A 20,884-nucleotide genomic window follows, 5' to 3' on the forward strand; every position below is an offset into this window, starting at 1 on the left:
ATATTCGCTTAGCCTAGATTGATGCGATAAAACCGCCACACACCGGTAGGCTGGCTTGGTCTGCACGTTCAACGCCGCCAACACCCAGCAAAAGCTTATCTGTAGCCATGGGGCAGGTCCAAGGTGTCTCTTCTTCACCCAGGTTGAAGACGCAAAGCAGAGTTTCCTCATCCAGCGTGCGGGTGAAGGCAATCACAGGCTCAGGCACATCAAGAAAAGCGATCTCACCGGTTATGAGGGCTGGGCGCTCTTTCCTGAGCTTTAGCAATTTGCGGGTAAAAGCGAGCGACGAAGCAGGGTCGTCTTCCTGCCTGTTAACCGCGAGCGGAAAGTGGGCCGCATCAAACGGCAGCCAGGTTTCTGCGGGCCAGCCACCATTTGTACCCTCACATGACCAGGGCATGGGGGTTCGACACCCGTCCCGCCCCAAGGTTTCCGGCCAGTTTTTGATTGCTTCCGGGTCGACCAGGCGATCAAAAGGTACATTGGCTTGTGGCAGGCCGAGCTCTTCCCCCTGATAGACAAAGATGGTGCCTTTAAGGGACAGCAGAAGGGCGTTCATTGCCTTGGCGAAGGCGTCTGCGGGGCGCGATTTGCGCCAGCGTGAAACCACGCGCTTGCGGTCGTGGTTTGAGAAAGTCCAGGAAGGCCAACTGTCTGCCGCGCCGTCCCAATCTTCAATCGCACCCCGTATGCCGGGAACAGTAAGTTCTTCCTCTTCCAGAAAAATAAAGCTGTATGCTGTGTGAAGGAGGCTATCGCCCTTGGTATAGGCGGCCATTTCCTCAAGCGAGCGCCTGCCGCCAACCTCCGCGACGGTAAATTTGGCGCCGTAGCTATCCATCAGCTTGCGCAACCTCGCGAGAAATTTTTCTATATCCGGGTGCGACTGGTTATAGATCTGGTCCTGCATGTCGAAGGGGCGCACGGCGTTACCGTTTTTGTACGGCGGGTTATCCTCCAGATTCGGGTCATGCATATAGAAATTGGTGGCATCAAGTCTGAAGCCGTCGACCCCGCGGTCGAGCCAGAAGCGCGCGACAGACAGGAGTTCCTCCTGCACGTCCGGGTTATGGAGGTTCAGGTCCGGTTGTTCGGAAAGGAAGTTATGGAAATAATACTGTTTCCGGGCAGCGCTCCACGTCCAGGCGGGGCCTGCAAAAACTGATTGCCAGTTGTTTGGCGGGCTGCCATCGGGTTTTGCATCTGCCCAGACAAACCAGTCGGCTTTATCGTTGTTTTTGCCTTTTTTGCTTTCCTGAAACCATTCGCAGTCCTTTGACGCGTGGGAATAGACTTGGTCGATCACCACCTTGAGACCCAGTGAATGGGCTTTCTCGAGCAGACGGTCAAAGTCATCGAGTGTGCCAAATACTGGGTCCACATCGCGGAAGTCAGCCACGTCATAGCCAAAGTCATGCATGGGTGATTTGAAAAAGGGCGACACCCAGATGCCATCAACGCCAAGGCTTGCCACATAATCCAGTTTTGAGGTTATGCCGTTCAGGTCGCCGACACCGTCGCCATTGCTGTCGCAAAAGCTGCGGGGATAGATCTGGTAAATTACGGCGCCTTGCCACCAATTGGTCACGCTTGAAACTCCATCATTACTCATTTGTGCAACCATTCAGGCTGTGTGCGGACCAGCTCAGAGGCGGCATGGACACAGTTGTTGTTGTGCCGTTGGTTGAAAGTGAGGCTTTTGCGCCCCCAACCCAGCATAAAGGTGCGGCTATTTCGATTTTGGCTTTCGCTTTGGAGGACGACGTGTTGAAGACAATCACCAAGGCCTCGCTTCCGCTTGAGCGTTCAATGGCAAAAATCCCGGGCTTGTCATCCGCAAACAAAACCTTTTGCTCACCGCCGCGTACGGCCCCGTGTTTCATCCTGAACGAAGCTAATTCGGTAAGCGACGTATAGAGCGGGTGGCTGGGGTCAAAGTTATCTGCCTCTGGCGTCACTGTAGAACCAATGGCCTGATTGTCGTTGTAAACAGCGACCTTGCTCGGGAACATATCCTCACGTGCATCCTGGTCATGGCCGTCACCCGTGAAGCCTTGTTCGTCGCCGTAATAGACAACAGGGACACCGCGGGTCAGGTACATGAGGGCATGGGCCAATTTGCTGCGATCAAGTGCTTCTGCCGGGTTGGTGTTATCTGCCGTTACAATAAAGCGTCCAATACGGCCCATGTCGTGGTTGCCCAGGAACGTGGGCAGAATGGATGCACTGCTCCAGGCCGTGTCGTAAAGATGATCGTGAGCGTAAAATTCTTTCAATAAAGCCGGGGCTTTACCATCGGCAATGACCTGACGAGCCTGCCATTGGAAACCAAAATCCAGCACAGCCGGTAGCTTGGCGACGCGGGTGAAGTGGCTCAGATGTTCCGGGTTGCCGTCATAAACCTCACCGAAGACGTAAAACTGACTGATCCCTTCTGCTTTTGCGTGATCAACAATCGCAGGAGCGAAAGTTTGCCAGAAGCTATCGTTTACGTGACGGACCGTGTCGATACGGAAGCCATCAATTTTAAACTCGCTGATCCAGAATTTATAGATGTCTATAAAGCCTTGGGTCACATACGGATGTTCAGTGAACAGGTCATCAAGGCCGGAAAAGTCACCGTACAGCGAGCTTTCGCCCTTCCATTCACTGTCTCCGCGATTGTGGTAATAGCGAATATCGTTAAGCCATGACGGGACTTTGACGTTCTGCTCGCCTTCAGGAATGTAGGGTGTATAGGCAAAATTCTGGTTCGTCAGCTTTGCAAAATTTTCCGTAGTCTGCTGAGCAGGCTCATCGCCCATAAAGCCGTCATTGATGGGTGCCCCATCTGCCTTGCCGATAGTGGTATATGGATAGTCGGCTTTACTGCGGTAGTCGCACAAAGGCACGTTGCCATCGGCTTTCAGCTCATCTTCGGGCAGGCACTCTTGATACTTGATCACGTCCGCCGTGTGATTGGTGATGATATCAAAAATCACCTTCATGTTGCGTGCGTGCGCGGCAGCCACAAACGCCTTAAGGTCATCATTGGTACCAAGGTGTGGGTCGATCTGCGTGAAATCTGTGATCCAATACCCATGATAGGCAGCGGTTACATTTTCAACGTTACCCTGCGTGGGTTTGTTTTTGAAAATGGGCGTCAACCAGATGGCGCTGACCCCCATATCCGCAAGATAATCCAGCTTTTCGGTCAGTCCTTTCAAGTCACCCCCGTGGTAGAAGCCTTTGTGGCTGGGGTCAAAACCGTGATCGATCGCGCTGCCTTCCATGCCGCCCCGGTCATTGCTTTCATCGCCATTCGCGAAGCGGTCGGGCATCACAAAGTACATGATGTCATCTGTGATGGGGCGTTCGGTATAGGGTTTGAGCGCCTCGGGGCGTGGCGTCGCGGGTTCCGCAAAAACGGCGCCGGTGAGGCAGCCAATGATTGCGGTCGCCGCGAGCAACCTGTTGCCAATTGAAGATTTACGCATTGCTTGTTTCACCTTTGCCAACAATGAGAGTGGCAAAGCCACCGATGATCATGGAGATGCCGCCAATAACGAGTGCGAAGATCGGCTCACCCTCAAAAAAGGTTCGTACAATCAGGCTCAATACACTGGCCGCGAGAAGTTGCGGGATAACGATGAAGAAATTGAATATGCCCATATAGACGCCCATTTTTGCAAATGGCACGGCGCTGGAAAGCAGCGAGTAGGGCACAGACAGGATGGACGCCCATGCGATCCCCACCCCGACCATGGAGACGAGAAGCCAGTCTGGATCATTGATGAAGAACATGGACACGAGACCCAAGCCGCCAAGGCAGAGGTTGATGAGATGGGTCATCCGGCGCCCAAATACGTCTGCAAGTTTGGGGATCATGAGGGCTGCAAGAGCCGCAAAAACATTATAGGCTGCGAAAAGCACACCAACCCAGTCCGCGCCTTCATTAAAGGCTGTCGACGCGGTGTTTGTCGCACCGAAGTGATAGGCCGTGACGGCGGGTGTGGCGCTTGTCCACATCGCGAACAAGGCGAACCAGGAGAAGAACTGCACGGCTGCCAGTTGTTTCATGACGCGAGGCATGAGGAAGATGTCGTCCACCACCTCACAGAAACCGTTACGGGCATGGTTTTGCTGTTTCAGGAGGCCCGTGGCTATTTGCAGCACACCAAAGGTAGCGATCCCGCCAACAAGAATATAAAGCTGCTTGTCGAGCCCCTGTGACGCGACAAGCCAAATGCCAATAGCGCCCACTAATAACCAGAGAACCGATGCCTTCAGGTACTGTGTTGCAGTACGCTCGCCGGTTTCCCGACCCAGGGGTGCTGCAGATACTGACGCAAGGGCTTCTTCGGCTTTCGCGAAGGCTTCCAGTTCTTCGGGGCTATATTCCTTGCTTTTGAGGATGGTCCACAAAACGGCAAGCAGCAGCGCGCCACCACCGATATAAAAGGACCACTTTACCGAATCCGGGATGACGCCTTCTGGCGCAATATTGCTGACGCCAAACCAGTTGCTCATCATATAGGGGAGGGCTGATGCCACGACCGACCCGACACCAATGAAAAAGCTTTGCAGTGCAAACCCTGTGGTGCGCTGGTCTTCCGGCAGGTTGTCCCCTACGAAGGCACGAAAGGGCTCCATCGTTACGTTGATAGACGCATCCATGATCCAGAGCATTCCTGCTGCAATCCACAGTGCAGGCGAGTTTGGCATGATGATCAGGGAGGCGGTCGCGAGCAGAGCACCCCAAAGGAAGTATGGCCTGCGGCGGCCAAGGCGTGTCCAGGTGCGGTCACTCATGTAACCGATGATGGGCTGAACGATCAGGCCAGTAAGGGGGGCAGCGACCCAGAGAATCGGAATGTCATCGAAGCTGGCTCCAAGCGTCTGGAAAATGCGGCTGACATTGGCATTCTGCAGCGCAAAGCCGAACTGTATGCCCATGAAACCAAAGCACATGTTCCAGATTTGCCAAAACCCCAGATGCGGTTTGTTGGTCATGCAATAACCCTCTTCCCAAACGATATATAACCTTAACTTCCGATTGCCGTTTCCCCTCGGCAATTTCCGTCTTACCAGTTTTTGCAAAAAATGCAAAAAAAAATGAAAATATTTTTCAATGCCACGCATTTGGTGCTTCTGCGTGAGAGAAAATAGAAGCCAAATATTGTCAAGATGTTAAAAATACAGCGCTATAATAAGGATTGTTGCAGGAAAGGCACGGTATTTTCATTGATTGCAATGTTTAACAAAAAAATGAAAAAAATGCTTGATTTTTGCAAAAATATGAACGCATTTTGAAAAAAGGGAATGCCAAAGCGCTCCGGTGGAAGGGGGTGCGTAGGTTCATGATGGCACTTTAGCTTAGGGGAAGAGCCAGGTGACCCAGGAAACGTTAAGAGCGGAAGGGGAAGGTTGCATGCGCACCTCAAGGACTAGGTCTACACTTTTATCATTTGCGTCTCTATCAGCCATCGCACTCGCAGCAGCGCCTGCGTTTGCACAGGATACAGACAATCAAGATTCAGAAGTTGCTGAGCTTGAAGAAATCACCGTAACCGGCATTCGTGCCAGTATCATGAGTTCCATCGCACGCAAGCGTGAGAGCTCGTCAATCGTTGAAGCGATCTCTGCAGAAGATCTGGGTAAATTGCCTGATGCTTCGATCGCAGAATCGATCGCGCGTTTGCCGGGCCTTGCTGCTCAGCGGCTCGATGGCCGGGCGAACGTGATCTCGATCCGTGGTCTCGCGCCTGATTTCACAACAACCACACTCAATGGGCGCGAACAGGTTTCTGCAAACAATAACCGCGCCGTGGAATATGATCAGTATCCATCTGAGCTGATCAATGGCGTTGTGATCTACAAAACCCCTGATGCCAGCCTGACGTCACAGGCTGTTGGCGGCACCGTTGATATGCAGACCATTCGCCCGCTTGCCTATGGTCAGCAGGCGCTCGTGGTGAACGTGCGTGGTGAATATGCTGATCTGGGTGCGCTCAACTCAGGCACTTCGGCGTGGGGTTACCGGGCCAGCGTATCCTATGTTGACCAGTTCGCGGACGATACGATTGGTGTTGCGTTCGGGTATGCCCGCATGCTCTCCCCAACACAGGAAGAACGCTGGAACGCTTGGGGTTTCCCAAGCGATAACGGCAATGCGGACGGCAACCTGGTGATTGGTGGCGCCAAACCATACGTGAAGTCTAATGAACTGACACGCGACGGGCTTCTGGGTGTGATTGAATACGCACCGCATGACAGTGCGTTCCGCACAACAATTGATGCTTATTACTCCAAGTTTGATGATGAGCAGACCCTGCGCGGCATTGAGATTCCACTTTCATGGTCTGGTGCACAATTACAGGACGGCTGGACGGAAGCTGACGGCCTGATCACAGAAGGTCAGTTCAATGGTGTTGAAGCGGTTGTCAGAAATGACTTTGTTGACCGTGAGGCAGAAACCATCGCGCTCGGCTGGAACACCGAATACCAGATGAACGATGGCTGGCTTCTTGAGGCTGATGTCAGCTACTCCAAAGTTGACCGGGTTGAACGCAACACGGAAACCTACGCCGGTACGGGCCGTGGCTCAGGTGTTGGCGCAACCGATGATATAGGCTTCAGCATCACGCCAGACGGTGCTGCTATCTTTACGCATGGCCTGAATTACGCTGATCCATCGCTTATGCAGCTTGGCGGCCCGCTGAGCTGGGGCGGCGGCCTCGTCAACGCTGGTGCTTATCCAGCGGATAACGCGCAGGACGGGTTTATCAACGCGCCTGAAGCGGATGACGAGCTGTATGCTATCCGCTTGAGCGCTGAACAAACGGTGCAGAACGACTTCCTGAGCTCCATTGAGTATGGTGTGCGTTATGCCAAACGCACCAAGAGCCTTGAAGACAAAGGATATTTCCTAACGCTGAAGGACTATCCGGCTGACGTGCCAGTACCGTCGCAATATCTTCTTGATCCGACATCGCTTGAGTTCATCGGCATGGGCAATGTGTTGTCTTATGACGCGCGCGCACTGTTCGAATCTGGTGCTTATGTCCTGACGGATGCGTCGGAAAGCGAACTGTCTCGCTCCACCAACAGTTGGCTTGTTGAAGAGAAAGTCTTCAATGGCTACGTACAGGCCAACATTGACACGATGATCGGTGAACGTCAGCTGACAGGTAACGTGGGTGTGCAGGCCGTGCATACCGACCAAAGCTCAACGGGGGCGGCGGTACGTGTTGTAGTGGTTGATGGCGTGAATACCGTTCAGCTTATTGACGTAACAGACGGCGCCAAATACTGGGACTTCTTGCCAAGCATGAACCTCAGCTACAACCTTGATGACAATAACAAAATCCGCTTTAGCGTGGCGCAGGTGCTTGCCCGTGCCCGTATGGACCAGATGAATGCGGGTTTTGAGCTCGGGTACGACCAAACCACGCGGATCGTTCGTGGTAAAGGCGGCAACCCGCGGCTTAAGCCTTTCAAAACCTGGCAGTTCGACCTGGCGTTTGAAACCTACTTTGGCGACGGTGGTTATGCGTCGGTTGCGGGCTTCTACAAGAAGGTGCAAAGCTTCCCGTTCACCACATTCACCGAGTATGACTTCTCTGACATCCTGGCTCAGGCCAATATTGATGACGCAGTATCAACAACGGGTTTGATCGAACAGCCTGACAATATTGATGGCGGTAAGCTTTACGGCGTTGAATTTTCTGCAAGCCTGCCTTTCAGCATGCTGACAGAAGCATTGGACGGTTTTGGTGCCCTGTTCTCTGCAAGCTTCACCGAAAGCTCGATCAAGGAAACGCCGGATAGTGATCCGATCCAGATGCCTGGCTTGTCGAAGACAGTGATCAATAGCACTGTCTACTACGAGAAATACGGCTTCCAGGCTCGGGCGAGCCTGCGTCACCGGTCAAGCTTCCTCGGTGAGGTATCAACGCTCAGCCTGCAGCGTGCGCTTGTGGACGTGAAACCGGAGACGATTATCGACGCACAGATCGGTTACGACCTGAGTGAGGTTGGCATTGATGGTCTCTCCGTCCTGTTCCAGGTCAATAACCTGACTAATGAGCCGTTTACGTCTTACTATAACGGTGACCCACGTCAGGTACGTGACTTCCAAAGCTATGGTCGGACGTACCTGTTTGGTTTGAAGTACCGCATGTAAGGCGCTTCGTATTTGTGAAACCTTGAACCCCCAATCCCCGCCGGTATAGTCATCGGCGGGGATTTTTATTGAGCAGCACTTAAGGGACTGAGATGGGGCAAGCATCTAGAGAGCGCATCAGCAAGGTCATCATCGCAGGCGGGGGCACCGCGGGTTGGATGGCGGCAGCCTTCCTTGCCACAAGGCTAGGCCGGAACCTCGAAATAACGCTGGTGGAATCTGAGCAGATTGGCACCGTCGGTGTTGGTGAAGCCACAATCCCGCCTATCCAACTCTTCAATAAGGCTGTTGGGATAAAAGAGAATGATTTCCTGAAACACACCAAAGGTACCTTCAAGCTTGGTATCCAGTTCCAGAACTGGGGCAAGTTTGGCGATAAGTATATGCATGCTTTTGGCATGACCGGGCACAACCTCGGCATGACTCCGTTTCACCATTATTTCTTCAGAGCGCGTCATGAGGGCATGAAAGAAGGGCTTTGGGACTATTCCTTCAATGATTTGGCGGCGAACGCGGGCAGGTTCGCGCCGACCGATAAGATCGAGGGCTCTCCGCTCGCCGGGCTTGTGCACGCCTATCATTTTGATGCGGGGCTTTACGCGGGATACTTGCGGAAGCTGGCGAAGAGCAGGGGCGTAACGCGCGTTGAAGGCAAGATTGCGAGCGTCGGGCAGGATAGTGAAACAGGATTCCTAACATCCCTCACTCTCGAAAGTGGTGCTGTTATCGAAGGTGATTTCTTTGTCGACTGCACCGGCTTTAGAAGCCTGTTGTTGGGCGAGCAGTTGGGGGTTGAGTTTTATGATCTTGGACACCTGTTGCCGTGTGATACCGCGATCGCGGTGCAAAGCGAAAACGTGGCACCGCCCCAGCCTTATACGCAATCGATCGCCCATGCTGCCGGGTGGCAGTGGCGTATTCCGCTCCAGCACCGTACGGGCAACGGTCATGTCTTCTCCAGCGCTTATATGAGCGAAGATGAAGCAGCATCAATCCTTCTAGGCAATCTGGATGGTGAGCTTGTAACGGAGCCGCGAACAATTAAGTTCCAGACAGGTCGCAGACAGGTGTTCTGGGAGAAAAACTGCTTGGCCGTTGGCTTGTCTAGCGGCTTTCTTGAGCCGCTGGAGAGCACGAGCATTCATCTGATCCAGTCGGCCATCGTGCGGCTGGCAAAAATGTTCCCGTCTCGCGGCATTACAGACACTGTGGTGCAGGAATATAACCGACAGGCGGTCGCGGAGTTTGACAATATCTCAGACTTTATCGTCTTGCATTATTGCCTCAACCAACGAACAGACAGTGATTTCTGGCGATACTGCGCTGCCATGGAATTGCCTGAGAGGTTGCGCCGGAAAATTGACCTTTACCTGGAGGATGGTTTCCTCTTCAGGGAAGATGATGAGCTGTTTACCGAAGGTTCTTGGCTACATGTGCTTCTTGGTCAAAATGCGGTGCCGAAAGGCTATTGTGCGCTGGCGGATGATATCAGTTCCAAAGAGCTGACAGACTTCATGGCCAACCTGCGCACCATCATGAATGGGGCGGTTAAGCGCTTACCGGCACACGAGGCTTACATCGCCAAATTTTGTGCATCCGCTTAGATCTCTGGCGCTTGATGGTAGAGGTTTGACAAATCTTCACCGACAGTGTCGTAATGGCGCGTCATTTTTTGAAGCAGAATTGAGCCAGCTTTCATGCGCCTTCGTCAGATAGAGATTTTTCATGCCGTTTATAGCTGTGGTTCGGTCACCATGGCGGCAGAGTATCTGAATGTATCGCAGCCTTCGGTTAGCAAGGTATTGCGTAACGCAGAGGATACACTGGGGTACCGCTTGTTTGACCGGGTGAAGGGCAAAATGGTACCCACGGCCGAGGCGCACGCGCTGTTTGATGATGTTAAAGGCATCTATGATCAGGTTGGGGCTTTGCAAAACAGAGCCAACAACCTCAAGCTTGGCCGCTCAGGCCATGTTCGAATTGCTGTTATGCCGGCTTTGGGGTTAGAAGTGCTGCCGCGCGCGATTGCGGGTTTCAGGCAACAGAATCCTGACGTGACCTTTGACATCAGCACTGCCCATTTCAGTGAGATACTCTCTTCCATCAGGGAGCAGAACTGCGACATCGCCATTGCGTTCAACCCGCCAGCGCTATCAGGGGTTTCGCGGCATCCGGCGGGGCGGGGCGAGTTTGTCTGTGTCCACAAACCGGGGGATGTAGAGGTTAACTCGGGTCGTATTCGGCTCCAGGATTTGAGCGAGCGGGAGGTCGTGGGGATCAGGTCAAGCGGGCCGCTGTCCCAGTTGCTTGCCGCACATCTCCAAAACAGCCAGGTGCAGCTTCAATCGGTTGTGTCTGTGCAAACATATTATATCGCTAAAAGCCTTGTAGGTTTTGGATGCGGCATTGCGCTAGTGGATCACCTTACAGCGCTGGCGGGCGGTGATCAGGCGCTTGAATATACGCCTCTTGAGCCCGCGATTGCCTATGATGTTGTTGCACTATCTGATGAGGTCAGGCCGCTATCGAGGGTGTGCGCCCACTTTTTGAAATACTTCAAGCAGGTCTATTCAGAGATGGGCTCTCTCTAGTTCATAACTTCAGGTTATGGATGTGTGAAACGACAGAATTATCCTCATCTACCCAAGGAATGTATGGTCTGCCTAAATCTCTGTAAAACCAAGAGATATGAGAGGCCTTCTACATGATAAAAACCCCATATTTACTATTCCTCGGTGAAGCGCAAGACCCGATAGCGGTGAAAACCGCGCGTGGCGTGGCGCAGTGGCGACCGTCGCAGTGTCTGGCAGAGCATAGCCTTGTGGGCTGTACCATCAGCCTTGGGCTTCCGGCTATGACACCTAAGGAAGCCGCGAAAGCAGGCGCCCGGTCCTATGTTCTGGGCCTCGCGAATGCGGGCGGGGTTATTACCGACAATTGGGTTGATGCGATTGTTGAGGCGATTGAGGCTGGGCTTGATATCGTCAGCGGCCTGCACCGCAGGCTGTCGAGTGTGGAACGGATCAGGGATGCAGCAGCGCAAAACGGCGTGGCGCTTGTTGACCTGCGCTTTACCGACAAGCCGCTACCCGTTGGCAGTGGTACAAAACGCGCGGGCCTGCGACTGCTGACCGTGGGCACGGACTGTTCTGTTGGCAAGATGTATACCACGCTGGCGCTGGAAGCTGCGATGCGGGAGCGCGGCATGAACGCTGATTTCCGTGCGACAGGTCAGACCGGTATCCTGATTGCGGGAGAGGGGCTGCCGATTGATGCGGTAATCTCCGATTTTATCTCAGGTGCGGTCGAGAAGCTGACCCCGGATAATGATGCAAATCACTGGGATTTGATTGAAGGTCAGGGCTCGCTCTTTCACCCGTCATACGCGGGTGTCAGCCTTGGCCTACTGCATGGTGCGCAAGCCGATGCGCTTGTGCTATGCCATGAACCTGATCGCCCTCACATGCGCAGCCTGCCGCACTATAAGTTGCCCACAATGGCGGAAACGCTGGAATTGAACCTCCAGATGGCGCGGCGCACCAACGCCAAAGCCAGGCTGGTTGGCATCTCGCTGAACACCTCAGCGCTTGAATCTGAAGCCGCGCAAAAACTTTGCGCAGACACAGCAAACGCTTTTGGTGTACCGTGCGTCGACCCGTTGCGCATGGGTGTGGAAGAAATTGTAACAGTGCTAGAAGGTTTTACCTGTCCATGAGTAGACGTGTAGAGTTCCACGCTGAAACCTGGCCCCTTAAGGAACCTTTTCAAATTTCACGGGGTGTCAGAACGGAAGTGACTGTCACAGTTGCTGAAATTCGTGAAGGTGCCTGTAAAGGCCGTGGTGAATCAGTACCTTACGCCCATTATGGCGAGAACGCGGAGAGCGTGATCGCAGCCCTGAAAGGTGTAGAAAAAAACATCGAGCTTGGTTGCAGCCGGGCAGATTTGCTCGGGCTATTGCCCGCAGGTGCTGCGCGAAATGCGCTGGATTGCGCGCTGTGGGACCTTGAGGCCAAACTGGCAGGCAGGACAGCATTTGATATGTCTGGCGCCGAAGCCGCGCGCGACCCGAACACGGCCCTGACAATCGGGATCGATACTGCAGATCGCATGGCCGTGAAAGCCGCACTTCTGAAGGATTGCAAGCTGTTGAAGGTCAAGGTTGATCGTGATCAAGTTGTTGAAAAAATTAGAAGAATCCGGGAAGAGGCTCCATCACCCCGGATGATTGTCGACCCTAACGAGAGCTGGGATTTCGAGCTCCTCAAGCAGGTGCATGAGGATCTGGCTAACCTACGCGTAGATATGCTCGAACAGCCATTGCCAGCCGGAAAAGATGAAGAATTACAAGGGTTTGTGTCAGCCGTGCCGCTGTGTGCTGACGAAAGTTGTCATACGCGGGCAGACCTGCCGCGCCTGAAGGGCCGCTACGATATCATCAATATCAAGCTGGATAAAACCGGTGGCCTGACCGAGGCGATCGCCCTTAAAAACCAAGCGGAATCAATGGGTTTCAGGATCATGATCGGTTGCATGATCGGTACGTCGCTCTCGATGGCGCCAGCGCTTTTGCTGGCTGAAGGTGCGGAGTTCCTTGATCTGGATGGCCCGGTCTGGATGGAGCGCGACCGCGACGGTGGTCTCAATATCGACTTTGGTGCAATCAGCCCACCATCGGCAGAATTCTGGGGATAACAGCCCGTTTTCGGGTGTGGCGTAAGTGTGGCGTTCAATGCCACACTTTTCCGGAAAGTGTGCGCGTTTATGCGGCGTATGTGTGGCGCGGGTGTGGCGTAATTTCACGGCTTTCCTGATAACCTATAATCTCAGGTTATGGAATTGCCTAAACCCAGGTCTCCAATCACCTCAAAATGCTCGGCCTTGTCGGGCATCTTAAGAAGAAAGTCGGGGTCAAAGTCATAATATTTTGCGGTGTCATACGCCTCGCCTGCAAACTGTTTGATCGCATCAATATCCGGCCAGAAGGTGAGCATGGTCACCATAGTCGCCGGGCCTAGCTGGCGGTGCAGACAAAGAGCACCCAGATTGGCGCTGATGCTCTTATAGTCGGGGATCGCAACCTCTTTCATCAAGCCCAGATATTCATCGGCTTTTTCATTGGGCACGTAGCCGGTCCATAGTCTTGCAATCATGCTTCAACCTCTAAATTGTCCGCAGGATGGTGGTGAAAAGAGCCAGTGCAACGCGATAGAAGCACGCGTTTGCGAATGATCATCACGGCGCAGGCGGTGGAGATACCCAGAAAGCGCGAGATATTTTTTCGGCGCCTCGAGCCGCGCAGCAGCCCCGCTGACGTGAAGTGACTATTGTTAACCGAAATGGTTTTTGTGCATTTCATGATGGGAATATCAGCAAATGTGGTGGCATTGAAAAGTGGCGTAAATGCCATTATATGGGAATATAGTGCCAACGAGGTATTTATGATTCAACCTTCCCTGACATCTACAACTCACAAAGCAGCGCGCCCGGCCAGCGAGCCACACCGCATCGCCATATTGGCCTATCAGGGTTTGTGTCTTTTTGAGTTCGCTTTGGTGCTGGAAGTATTGGGCAGCCGAACAGACGGGCAGGGCGGCACATGGTATCAGCTTGAGGTGTGTTCGCTTGAAGGGGCATCTGTCACCGCAAGTGGCGGCGCGGTGGTGAACGCCCCCGGCGGGCAGGAGGCATTGATAGCCGCCGATAGCATCGTCGTTCCCGGTTGGCGCCTTGGCGACGTACCGGGTGACATTACCGACACACTTCAGGCAGCACATGCTGGCGGTGCACGCATCGCCGCTGTCTGTACCGGCGCTTTTGTGTTGGCGGCGGCTGGTTTGCTGGACGGCAGGCGCGTAACAACACACTGGAAATATGCAGACGCCTTGGCGCAAGCCGCACCGGGTGCCGCTGTTGAGCCGGGCGTGCTTTATATTGATGAAGGAGATGTGATCACCTCAGCGGGGTCGGTTGCAGGCATTGATATGCTGCTGCACCTTCTGAGGCGCGATCACGGCTTGGAGGCCAGTAACAAGGTCGCCCGCATGATGGTGGCGCCGCCGCAGCGCGACGGTGGGCAGGCGCAGTATATCGAGCATAGGCTGCCGCTTGATATCTCCCCCGCGCTTGGGGCGGTTCTTGATGGTATCCGCAAAAATCCGGCAGCAGAGCATAGTGTGCTTGATATGGCGCGGCAGGCCCATATGAGCACTCGTACCTTCTTCCGCCGCTTCAAGGCGATCACCGGGCACACCCCGCTCGAGTGGGTACTTCTTGAACGCCTGCGTATTGCAAAAGAAATGCTGGAGTTCACCGACCTGACGATCGACCGTATCGCGTTTGACGCAGGCTTTGGGGCGGGTGATACCTTCCGGCACCACTTCCGGCGTTTTGTTGGCACAAGCCCGGGTGCATACCGGCGCACGTTTCAGGCCAGATTGGCGTCCTGACCTGTGCGAACAAGCTATCCCGTCTTTATGTGATTTTTATCTAGGCCCTTGCCCTCCCTATCGAAAACTCATGCGCAATTGCTGATCATGCTCCCAGTTAGGAGATAAAAAATGACAGCAACACACACACCATATGGCAGGAGTTCAGATTTTGATTCTTTTGCTGTCAGCCTCCATCAAACCCTCAACCGTCATCATGACGCGCTTGAGGAGGAGGGCTTGGGCTCTGACGCGCGCCAGCTCGCGCGTTGGATAGAGCGAGTTTACTCTGGCTCTGCGTCTGCGCTGGAAGCGCTTGAAGCTTACGGCCCCAAAAACCTTATGCATTTGCGCGACCAGATCGTGCATGCGCTTGAGGAACAGAACCACATTGCGGAAGAGAGCCCTGTCGCAGATGCGGAACAGGATGCCAAGCAGCACGAGTATGCAACTGCTCTTCGCGATGTATCAGAGGCTATTGATCAGTTGATCAAGGCCACAAAACCCGAAACCACAGGAGACGACGACATGAAGCTCGTAACGCCGATCAAAGATGGCCAGTCAATGGATACCGGCATCAAAGCAGACAGCCGGACAAAAGTGGCAGAGGCGCTTGGTGGCATGTTGGCTTCCACATATTCACTTTATGTGAAGTCGCTCTTTTATCACTGGAACGTCACCGGCCCACGCTTTCACAGCCTGCATAAGCTGTTTGAAGAACATTATCAGGACCTGCACGAAGCGGGTGATGACGTTGCGGAACGTATTCGTGCCCTTGGTCATTTCACGCCAGGTACACTGAAGTCATTCGGTGCGCTGTCGGCGGTTGATGATGACGAGAAGCTGCCTGAAAGCGCCGAGGACATGCTTAAAAACCTCAAGGCGGCGCACGCTGTTTGTGCAGCAGAGGCCCGCAAGGTGCTGAATGTTGCAGAAGAAGCAGGCGATGAAGTTACCGTCGACCTGATGGTCAGCCGCATGCGCTTCCACGATGAAGCGGGCTGGATGCTGGGTGCGTCGCTTTAAGCTCTGGCTCCCACCCCACTGCTTAGGTTTAAAAAACAAACGGAGAGTGTTATGTCTAGAAATATGAAAATTCTGCTGGGTGTTGTGCTTGCGGCCATTGTTGTCTTGGTGGCAGTAGATCGTGAGCCGGACCTTGGTGATCAGATTGAAGAAGCGGCTAATGATGCAGGCCGTGAACTTGAGGATGGCGCGGAAGAGTTGCCGGGGCAATAACTCAAAAGCGCCTATGCCAACAGGGTTGGCAGAAGAAATAAAGACGGGCCTCTGGCCCGTTTTTTTGTGCTTGGAAGGTGCCGGATTTTGGCCAAGGTTATGTTCCTAATGGAATATTTATCTGGCAAAACTTAGGCTTAGGTGAGGGTAACAAAATCGAGGTCGCCATGTCACTGGACGTACTTGTCTGTATTGATGGTCATCCACGTAGCCATCTGCTGTTAGATGCAGCGCTCAGGAAAATGCCTGCGTCTGGCGCTGAATGGCGTCTTCTTTATCTGGAACGCCCGGATGAAGACGTGGGCAACACCATGCGGCAGGAGCGTATCATGCGCCTGTTGCGTCGGGCCGAGGCCGCCGGTGCCACCATCGTGCACCTGGACGGCGGCAAAAGCACCAACGCTATCCTCGACTATATTCAAGCCTGTTTCGCAGCGGATGAGGAAATCGAGCATATCTTCATTGGCCAACATACCCGGTCGGGTCTCGCGGCCACACTGACACGGAGCACCGCAGACAAGCTAGCCCGTCGCTTTGGACGTAAAGCGCAGGTCACTATCGTGCCGCTGGACGGCGTGATGTCGAAACCGAGCCTGCTATCTCGCCTGCACACAGGGACATTTACGTGGGAGCATTTTGTAGCCCCCTTTGCCGCAGTGGGTCTTGCCTATCTGGCGGCGGAGGGTCTGCGGTCCATGCTGCCCATGATCATGCACCGCATCAATACCCACAATATTGCCCTCATTTTTCTGTTGGCATGCGTGATGGTATCGCTGCGCTATGGTCTGCTGCCCGCCCTTGTTTCATCGGTGCTCAGTTTTCTGGTGATCAACTATTATTATACCGTGCCCATTGAGCAATTCTACATGGGCACGCTTACAGACATTATCAATGTGGCGATCTTTCTGTCTGCGGCGATTGTGGTGTCTGTCATGGGGGGGCATGTGCGCGCAAGCGTTGACAGTGCCCGCATGAAAGAACGACGCAGCCGTGCGCTTTATGACATTCACCAGATGACATCGGGTGCCGATAGCGCCCATCAGGTGCTGGAGATACTGGACCGGGAAGTGCACAAGCTGTTTGGCATGGAGGTGGGTTTCTTCCTGCCTACCACCGAGACAGGGGCGGACCTTGTTGTTACCTCGGTTGCAGGAGCGGAAGACGCCCGCTTCTTTGCTTATCCAAGCGATGCAGAGCTGAACGAGCGCGACAAGCTTGCGCTCAAGAAATGCTGGGAGCAGGGGCAGACCGCGGGCTTTGGCTCGCTTTTGGGTATTGGGTCCAGCTGGCGTTTTGAAGTGATGAGCACGGGCAACAAAAAATACGGTGTGTTTGGCGTGAAAATACCGATGCGGGCGCGGCTTGATGCCGCCTTTGGCCAGCTTTTGACATCGCTGACCGACCATGTGGCCGCCACGCTTGAGCGGGTGGAGCTGATGAACGACATGTCGGACAGCCGTTTCCGGGAGGAACGCGAGAAACTGCGCTCCATGCTGCTCTCAAGCGTTTCGCACGACCTGAAGACACCGCTGGCGTCCATCATTGGTAGCATTAGCGTGCTGAGAAGCCTGCGCGCATCAGGGCGGATATCCGACGAGCAGGAAGATACCCTCACTGAAACCGCGCTTGATGAAGCCCAGCGGCTTGATAGTTTTATCACCAATATCCTGTCCATGACCCGTATTGAAAGCGGTGAGATAGAGTTCGCCCGCAACCCGCATGACCCTATGGAGCCTGTGGGCACGGTGCTCAAGGCACTGAAGTCACGGCTGAAGGGCAGGGAGGTGATGGTCGACAATCAGGTGGAAGGTATACGCGTTGAGATGGACGTGATGATGACCACCCAGGTGCTGCAAAACATTGTCGACAACGCAGCGAAATATTCGCCGGATGGTGCGCCGATTACCATCACCTTGAAACAGACCAGTGCGGGCTTCTGCTATCGGGTGCGGGACACAGGCGCAGGCATACCGGATGATATGCTCCAGAAAGTTTTTGATAAATATGAACGGCTGAATAAAAGCGATAGCCAGGTTGCGGGCACAGGCCTTGGCCTGGCCATCGCAAAGTCCGTTATGCAAGCACAGGGAGGTGACGTGACTGCAGGGAACCATAAGGACGGCGGTGCCGTCTTCACGCTTAGTTTCCCCGCCAGCCAGACTTTGGTGGCGGAGGCTGCGCAATGACAGTATTGGAGAATACGAAAGTACTGGTGATAGACGACACGGCGTCGATCCGTACCTTCCTCAAGATATCGATGATGGATCATGGTGTTGACTTCCTTGAAGCAGCGACAGCGGCGGAAGGCATGACGCTATGCGAGACCGAAAGCCCTGAAGTTGTGATCCTTGATCTTGGACTTCCTGACCGGGACGGGCTTGATATCCTGCCTGAAATTGTCTCCAATGCGGACGGCACAGACCCCAAGGTTGTGGTGTTGACCGTGCGCAGTGACAGGGAAACGCGCGAGGCAGCCTACAATAAGGGCGCAAGCGCTTACCTCACCAAACCCTTCATCATGGATGACCTGATCGAGACGATCGAGCATATCCTGCACTAGGGTCTTTATTGCATTTTTATAAACTCTCCTTAGGGCCACATTGTTCCCTAAGTCGATTATCGCCACTCTTAGGGTGTCAGCGCGACGGAGCCACTAACTTGGTTCACCGCGCATAATTTGAAACACATAGGAGACGACAATGGCTACTGCTCAGCAGGAAATTAAGACCCTCAAAAAAGATCTGGCACAGATCAAAGAGATGCTTGCAGCCAGTGCGAACGGTCATGCTCCTAACGGTATCGGTGAGAAGTTCGATATTGATGCAATCAAGGAGCGCGCGCGTGAAGCTGGCGTGAAAGCACGCGAGTATCTGAGCGATAAGCAGGACCAGGCGAAGGTTGCCCGCGATAAGGCGGAGAGGACCATCCAGAAACGTCCGTTTGCCTCAACTGCTGCGGCCTTTGCAGGCGGTGCGATTGTTGCGGCTCTTCTGAGCCGGAAATAAGCACCCGCGATGTGGGATACAGCTTTAAAGCTGATCGCCGAGCAGGCCTTGAACTCGAGGCCTGCTCTTGAGCGGCCTATCACCCACGCCAAATATGGCGCACTTGGTGCCATTGCGGCCGGTTTAAGCATAGCGGTGGGCGCGGGGCTCGTGGTTGCGGCGCTTTATGTATGGCTTACGAGCGCCGGGGTGCCCCAGCATATTGTACTTCTGCTCTCTGGCTTGGTTTTGTTGCTTAACGCGGTGTTTGTCTGGTGGTTATGTCGCCGCATGACGGCGCGCGAGCTTGAAGCCCAGGCACGAGAGCGTGCAGTGGAAGAAGCGGCAAATGCCCCCACAGACATGGCCTCAATTCTGGCGGTGCTCGCGCAGGAAGTAGCGCACGGCTTCGCGGAAGGTCTGGCAACAGCCAGGCAGAAAAATGAACGGGCGGCAGATGCTCGGCCTGAAGATGAACAATAATACCTACCGGAACACGCGTATGCGTGTATGCCGGCGGTGCCTCGGGGCCGTTTCCTCGGGTTTCCTCGCTTCCCCGGGGCACCTTTTTTATAAGTGCGTATGCCGCGCGACGGGTTTTTATGCCTTCCTTATGAAGGCAAGGTGCTGACCAATCGAAAACTTGCAGGCGGAAGCGTACATATGAGTTGGGCGGTTACTATGTGTGCCCCCCAAGGAAGTGGCCCGGGCACGGTCATACCTCCCCCAGACTAGCAGGTTCGGGCCGCTTCCTTCCTTAACTTCTATCCATCTAAGCCCGGATGTTATCTGGGCTTTTTTTTGTGCTCATCTGGCTGTGGCAAGAATGAAGCGGCAGGCCCTGGTCTCTTTATAACTATTTTACCAAGCGCCCTGGTGCCGCCAATCGAACCCTGACGCGGGGCAGACTAGTATCAGACCATCAACAAGAAATTGGAGGCAAAAATGGCCAAGTTCACAACTGCACTTTTTCTGATCGCCGCGCTTTTCACGGTAAGCGCCTGTAACACGATACATGGCGTTGGGCGGGACGTAGAGTCCGCTGGTGACGCGGTTGCTGACGCGGCCAAAGACTAAGGCTTTTGGTCACTGATACCTTCACCGATAACATGGAGGAGACTTGATATGAAAACGACAAGCTTGATGATTGCAACGGCTCTTTCGGCCTCCCTGGCGCTGGCACCTGCATATGCAGCTGCTGCCAAGCCACCAACGGATGCCATGACGGAGCCGCTGACTGTATCGAAAGTAGAAGCGAAGAAGGCTGCCGCGTTCGAGAATGACAAACGCGAGATTTTTGAAACGTTGTTTGACGCACACATGAGCCTTGAGCGCGGTGCGAAAGAAGAAGCTGAGCGCTATATCAACGAGGCATTCGCCGAACTTGAAGATGCGAACAGCAAAGGCGCCACCACAGAAGGCGTGCGCGACCTGCCTGTTACCAAAGTGGTCGAACTGAAGTTCGGTAACGCGTTGATGCCCAAGGTGGTTTATATCCCCGTTGGCGATAAGGACCTGGACGTCGAAGATTTTTCAGACGCGCTGAAGATCAAAGGGATCGAGCGCGGTGACATTGAAGATGCCAAGGTGAAATATGTGCGGCTGAAAATTGATGAAGCCAAACTGATCCACGACCTCAATGAGGCACGGGAAGAGATCACCGACGATGACCTTGGTGGCGCACAGGCGCAAATTCATGACGCACAAACCACAATGATCCATGAGTTTGATGGCAGCCAAAGCGCTGAAATTATCGCCCGTGATCACTTGTCGCTCACCCGCTTCATGTTGAAGGCTGCTGAATATGAGGGTGCGCGCGAAGCCCTTGAAGTAGCAGAAACTGCCTTCATCGACCTTCAGGAGAAAGACGTAGACGCAGCCGGTCGTAACGCACCGGGGATCGAGAAGATCCGTCTGGATATGGACGAACTGCAGGCCCTGATCTCGCGACGTGACCCGTCACTCGCTGACCAGATCGACGCGAAGCTCGAGAAATGGTGGAACTCTGTGGGCTAACTAGCCCCCCGGAGCGAGCGAGAATTGCGAAAGAGTTGGAAAAGGAGCCT

General features: G+C 54.0%; 18 protein-coding genes. 14 read left to right on the forward strand and 4 right to left on the reverse strand.

The window, feature by feature from the left end; genetic code table 11:
• Nucleotides 1–13 precede the first annotated feature (13 nt).
• From ACOOGA_RS16005 to ACOOGA_RS16015, 3 genes are read right to left on the reverse strand one after another with little or no spacing between them, the layout of a single operon-like run.
• Nucleotides 14–1,615: an alpha-glucosidase gene (locus ACOOGA_RS16005; protein ID WP_420428992.1), complete on the reverse strand. Its 1,602-nt coding sequence runs from the start codon at nucleotides 1,613–1,615 to the stop codon at nucleotides 14–16.
• The gene (locus ACOOGA_RS16010) at nucleotides 1,608–3,479 is read right to left on the reverse strand and encodes an alpha-amylase family glycosyl hydrolase (protein WP_420428994.1); all 1,872 of its coding nucleotides are present in this window, start codon (nucleotides 3,477–3,479) and stop codon (nucleotides 1,608–1,610) included. Before ACOOGA_RS16010 ends, ACOOGA_RS16005 begins: the two co-directional genes overlap by 8 nt.
• Nucleotides 3,472–4,995, reverse strand: coding sequence for an MFS transporter (locus ACOOGA_RS16015; protein WP_417461313.1), 1,524 nt, complete (start codon nucleotides 4,993–4,995; stop codon nucleotides 3,472–3,474). The genes ACOOGA_RS16010 and ACOOGA_RS16015 overlap by 8 nt, the downstream gene beginning before the upstream one ends.
• A gap of 418 nt (nucleotides 4,996–5,413) precedes the next feature.
• On the opposite strand from ACOOGA_RS16015, the gene ACOOGA_RS16020 reads away from it, so the two are divergent.
• The 5 genes from ACOOGA_RS16020 to dgcA all read left to right on the forward strand — a co-directional run bounded on the left by ACOOGA_RS16020 (nucleotide 5,414) and on the right by dgcA (nucleotide 12,862).
• Nucleotides 5,414–8,167, forward strand: a complete 2,754-nt coding sequence (locus tag ACOOGA_RS16020) for a TonB-dependent receptor (RefSeq protein WP_417461312.1) — start codon at nucleotides 5,414–5,416, stop codon at nucleotides 8,165–8,167.
• Nucleotides 8,168–8,259: 92 nt separating this feature from the next.
• Nucleotides 8,260–9,771: a tryptophan halogenase family protein gene (locus ACOOGA_RS16025; RefSeq protein ID WP_417461311.1), complete on the forward strand. Its 1,512-nt coding sequence runs from the start codon at nucleotides 8,260–8,262 to the stop codon at nucleotides 9,769–9,771.
• A 93-nt stretch (nucleotides 9,772–9,864) separates the two neighbouring features.
• Nucleotides 9,865–10,758: a LysR family transcriptional regulator gene (locus tag ACOOGA_RS16030; protein WP_417461310.1), complete on the forward strand. Its 894-nt coding sequence runs from the start codon at nucleotides 9,865–9,867 to the stop codon at nucleotides 10,756–10,758.
• A 113-nt stretch (nucleotides 10,759–10,871) separates the two neighbouring features.
• Entirely contained in the window at nucleotides 10,872–11,882 is a 1,011-nt protein-coding gene (dgcN, locus tag ACOOGA_RS16035) for an N-acetyltransferase DgcN (RefSeq protein WP_417461309.1), read from the forward strand.
• Nucleotides 11,879–12,862, forward strand: a complete 984-nt coding sequence (gene dgcA, locus ACOOGA_RS16040; RefSeq protein ID WP_417461308.1) for an N-acetyl-D-Glu racemase DgcA — start codon at nucleotides 11,879–11,881, stop codon at nucleotides 12,860–12,862. Before dgcN ends, dgcA begins: the two co-directional genes overlap by 4 nt.
• A 131-nt stretch (nucleotides 12,863–12,993) precedes the next feature.
• Here the strand turns inward: dgcA and ACOOGA_RS16045 are convergent, their stop codons facing one another.
• Nucleotides 12,994–13,320: an antibiotic biosynthesis monooxygenase gene (locus tag ACOOGA_RS16045; protein WP_417461307.1), complete on the reverse strand. Its 327-nt coding sequence runs from the start codon at nucleotides 13,318–13,320 to the stop codon at nucleotides 12,994–12,996.
• A 288-nt stretch (nucleotides 13,321–13,608) separates the two neighbouring features.
• On the opposite strand from ACOOGA_RS16045, the gene ACOOGA_RS16050 reads away from it, so the two are divergent.
• From ACOOGA_RS16050 to ACOOGA_RS16090, 9 genes are all read left to right on the forward strand, one after another.
• Nucleotides 13,609–14,616 (forward strand): helix-turn-helix domain-containing protein, encoded by a 1,008-nt coding sequence (locus ACOOGA_RS16050; protein ID WP_417461306.1) that lies wholly within the window; start codon nucleotides 13,609–13,611, stop codon nucleotides 14,614–14,616.
• A gap of 111 nt (nucleotides 14,617–14,727) precedes the next feature.
• Nucleotides 14,728–15,621 (forward strand): Dps family protein, encoded by an 894-nt coding sequence (locus ACOOGA_RS16055; protein ID WP_417461305.1) that lies wholly within the window; start codon nucleotides 14,728–14,730, stop codon nucleotides 15,619–15,621.
• 51 nt (nucleotides 15,622–15,672) lie between these two features.
• The gene (locus tag ACOOGA_RS16060; protein ID WP_417461304.1) at nucleotides 15,673–15,834 is read left to right on the forward strand and encodes a hypothetical protein; all 162 of its coding nucleotides are present in this window, start codon (nucleotides 15,673–15,675) and stop codon (nucleotides 15,832–15,834) included.
• A gap of 167 nt (nucleotides 15,835–16,001) precedes the next feature.
• Nucleotides 16,002–18,020, forward strand: a complete 2,019-nt coding sequence (locus ACOOGA_RS16065; RefSeq protein ID WP_417461303.1) for an ATP-binding protein — start codon at nucleotides 16,002–16,004, stop codon at nucleotides 18,018–18,020.
• Complete coding sequence (locus tag ACOOGA_RS16070) at nucleotides 18,017–18,394, forward strand: response regulator (RefSeq protein ID WP_417461302.1); 378 nt, start codon at nucleotides 18,017–18,019, stop codon at nucleotides 18,392–18,394. The genes ACOOGA_RS16065 and ACOOGA_RS16070 overlap by 4 nt, the downstream gene beginning before the upstream one ends.
• Before the next feature lie 139 nt (nucleotides 18,395–18,533).
• A complete protein-coding gene (locus ACOOGA_RS16075; RefSeq protein ID WP_417461301.1) occupies nucleotides 18,534–18,839 on the forward strand; it encodes a hypothetical protein in 306 nt (101 codons plus the stop codon).
• 9 nt (nucleotides 18,840–18,848) lie between these two features.
• Entirely contained in the window at nucleotides 18,849–19,301 is a 453-nt protein-coding gene (locus ACOOGA_RS16080) for a hypothetical protein (RefSeq protein WP_417461300.1), read from the forward strand.
• Nucleotides 19,302–19,763: 462 nt separating this feature from the next.
• Nucleotides 19,764–19,895 (forward strand): entericidin A/B family lipoprotein, encoded by a 132-nt coding sequence (locus ACOOGA_RS16085; protein WP_417461299.1) that lies wholly within the window; start codon nucleotides 19,764–19,766, stop codon nucleotides 19,893–19,895.
• A gap of 48 nt (nucleotides 19,896–19,943) precedes the next feature.
• Nucleotides 19,944–20,834 (forward strand): hypothetical protein, encoded by an 891-nt coding sequence (locus ACOOGA_RS16090; RefSeq protein ID WP_417461298.1) that lies wholly within the window; start codon nucleotides 19,944–19,946, stop codon nucleotides 20,832–20,834.
• Nucleotides 20,835–20,884: the final 50 nt, after the last annotated feature.

Origin of the sequence: Kordiimonas sp., from assembly GCF_965216265.1 — a bacterium.
Classification (GTDB): Bacteria; Pseudomonadota; Alphaproteobacteria; order Sphingomonadales; family Kordiimonadaceae; genus Kordiimonas.

Coding starts and splice junctions, on each gene's coding strand:
- ACOOGA_RS16005 (WP_420428992.1), bottom strand. CDS start 1,615: ATGAGTAATGATGGAGTTTCAAGCGTGACCAATTGGTGGCAAGGCGCC.
- ACOOGA_RS16010 (WP_420428994.1), bottom strand. CDS start 3,479: ATGCGTAAATCTTCAATTGGCAACAGGTTGCTCGCGGCGACCGCAATC.
- ACOOGA_RS16015 (WP_417461313.1), bottom strand. CDS start 4,995: ATGACCAACAAACCGCATCTGGGGTTTTGGCAAATCTGGAACATGTGC.
- ACOOGA_RS16020 (WP_417461312.1), top strand. CDS start 5,414: ATGCGCACCTCAAGGACTAGGTCTACACTTTTATCATTTGCGTCTCTA.
- ACOOGA_RS16025 (WP_417461311.1), top strand. CDS start 8,260: ATGGGGCAAGCATCTAGAGAGCGCATCAGCAAGGTCATCATCGCAGGC.
- ACOOGA_RS16030 (WP_417461310.1), top strand. CDS start 9,865: ATGCGCCTTCGTCAGATAGAGATTTTTCATGCCGTTTATAGCTGTGGT.
- dgcN (WP_417461309.1), top strand. CDS start 10,872: ATGATAAAAACCCCATATTTACTATTCCTCGGTGAAGCGCAAGACCCG.
- dgcA (WP_417461308.1), top strand. CDS start 11,879: ATGAGTAGACGTGTAGAGTTCCACGCTGAAACCTGGCCCCTTAAGGAA.
- ACOOGA_RS16045 (WP_417461307.1), bottom strand. CDS start 13,320: ATGATTGCAAGACTATGGACCGGCTACGTGCCCAATGAAAAAGCCGAT.
- ACOOGA_RS16050 (WP_417461306.1), top strand. CDS start 13,609: ATGATTCAACCTTCCCTGACATCTACAACTCACAAAGCAGCGCGCCCG.
- ACOOGA_RS16055 (WP_417461305.1), top strand. CDS start 14,728: ATGACAGCAACACACACACCATATGGCAGGAGTTCAGATTTTGATTCT.
- ACOOGA_RS16060 (WP_417461304.1), top strand. CDS start 15,673: ATGTCTAGAAATATGAAAATTCTGCTGGGTGTTGTGCTTGCGGCCATT.
- ACOOGA_RS16065 (WP_417461303.1), top strand. CDS start 16,002: ATGTCACTGGACGTACTTGTCTGTATTGATGGTCATCCACGTAGCCAT.
- ACOOGA_RS16070 (WP_417461302.1), top strand. CDS start 18,017: ATGACAGTATTGGAGAATACGAAAGTACTGGTGATAGACGACACGGCG.
- ACOOGA_RS16075 (WP_417461301.1), top strand. CDS start 18,534: ATGGCTACTGCTCAGCAGGAAATTAAGACCCTCAAAAAAGATCTGGCA.
- ACOOGA_RS16080 (WP_417461300.1), top strand. CDS start 18,849: ATGTGGGATACAGCTTTAAAGCTGATCGCCGAGCAGGCCTTGAACTCG.
- ACOOGA_RS16085 (WP_417461299.1), top strand. CDS start 19,764: ATGGCCAAGTTCACAACTGCACTTTTTCTGATCGCCGCGCTTTTCACG.
- ACOOGA_RS16090 (WP_417461298.1), top strand. CDS start 19,944: ATGAAAACGACAAGCTTGATGATTGCAACGGCTCTTTCGGCCTCCCTG.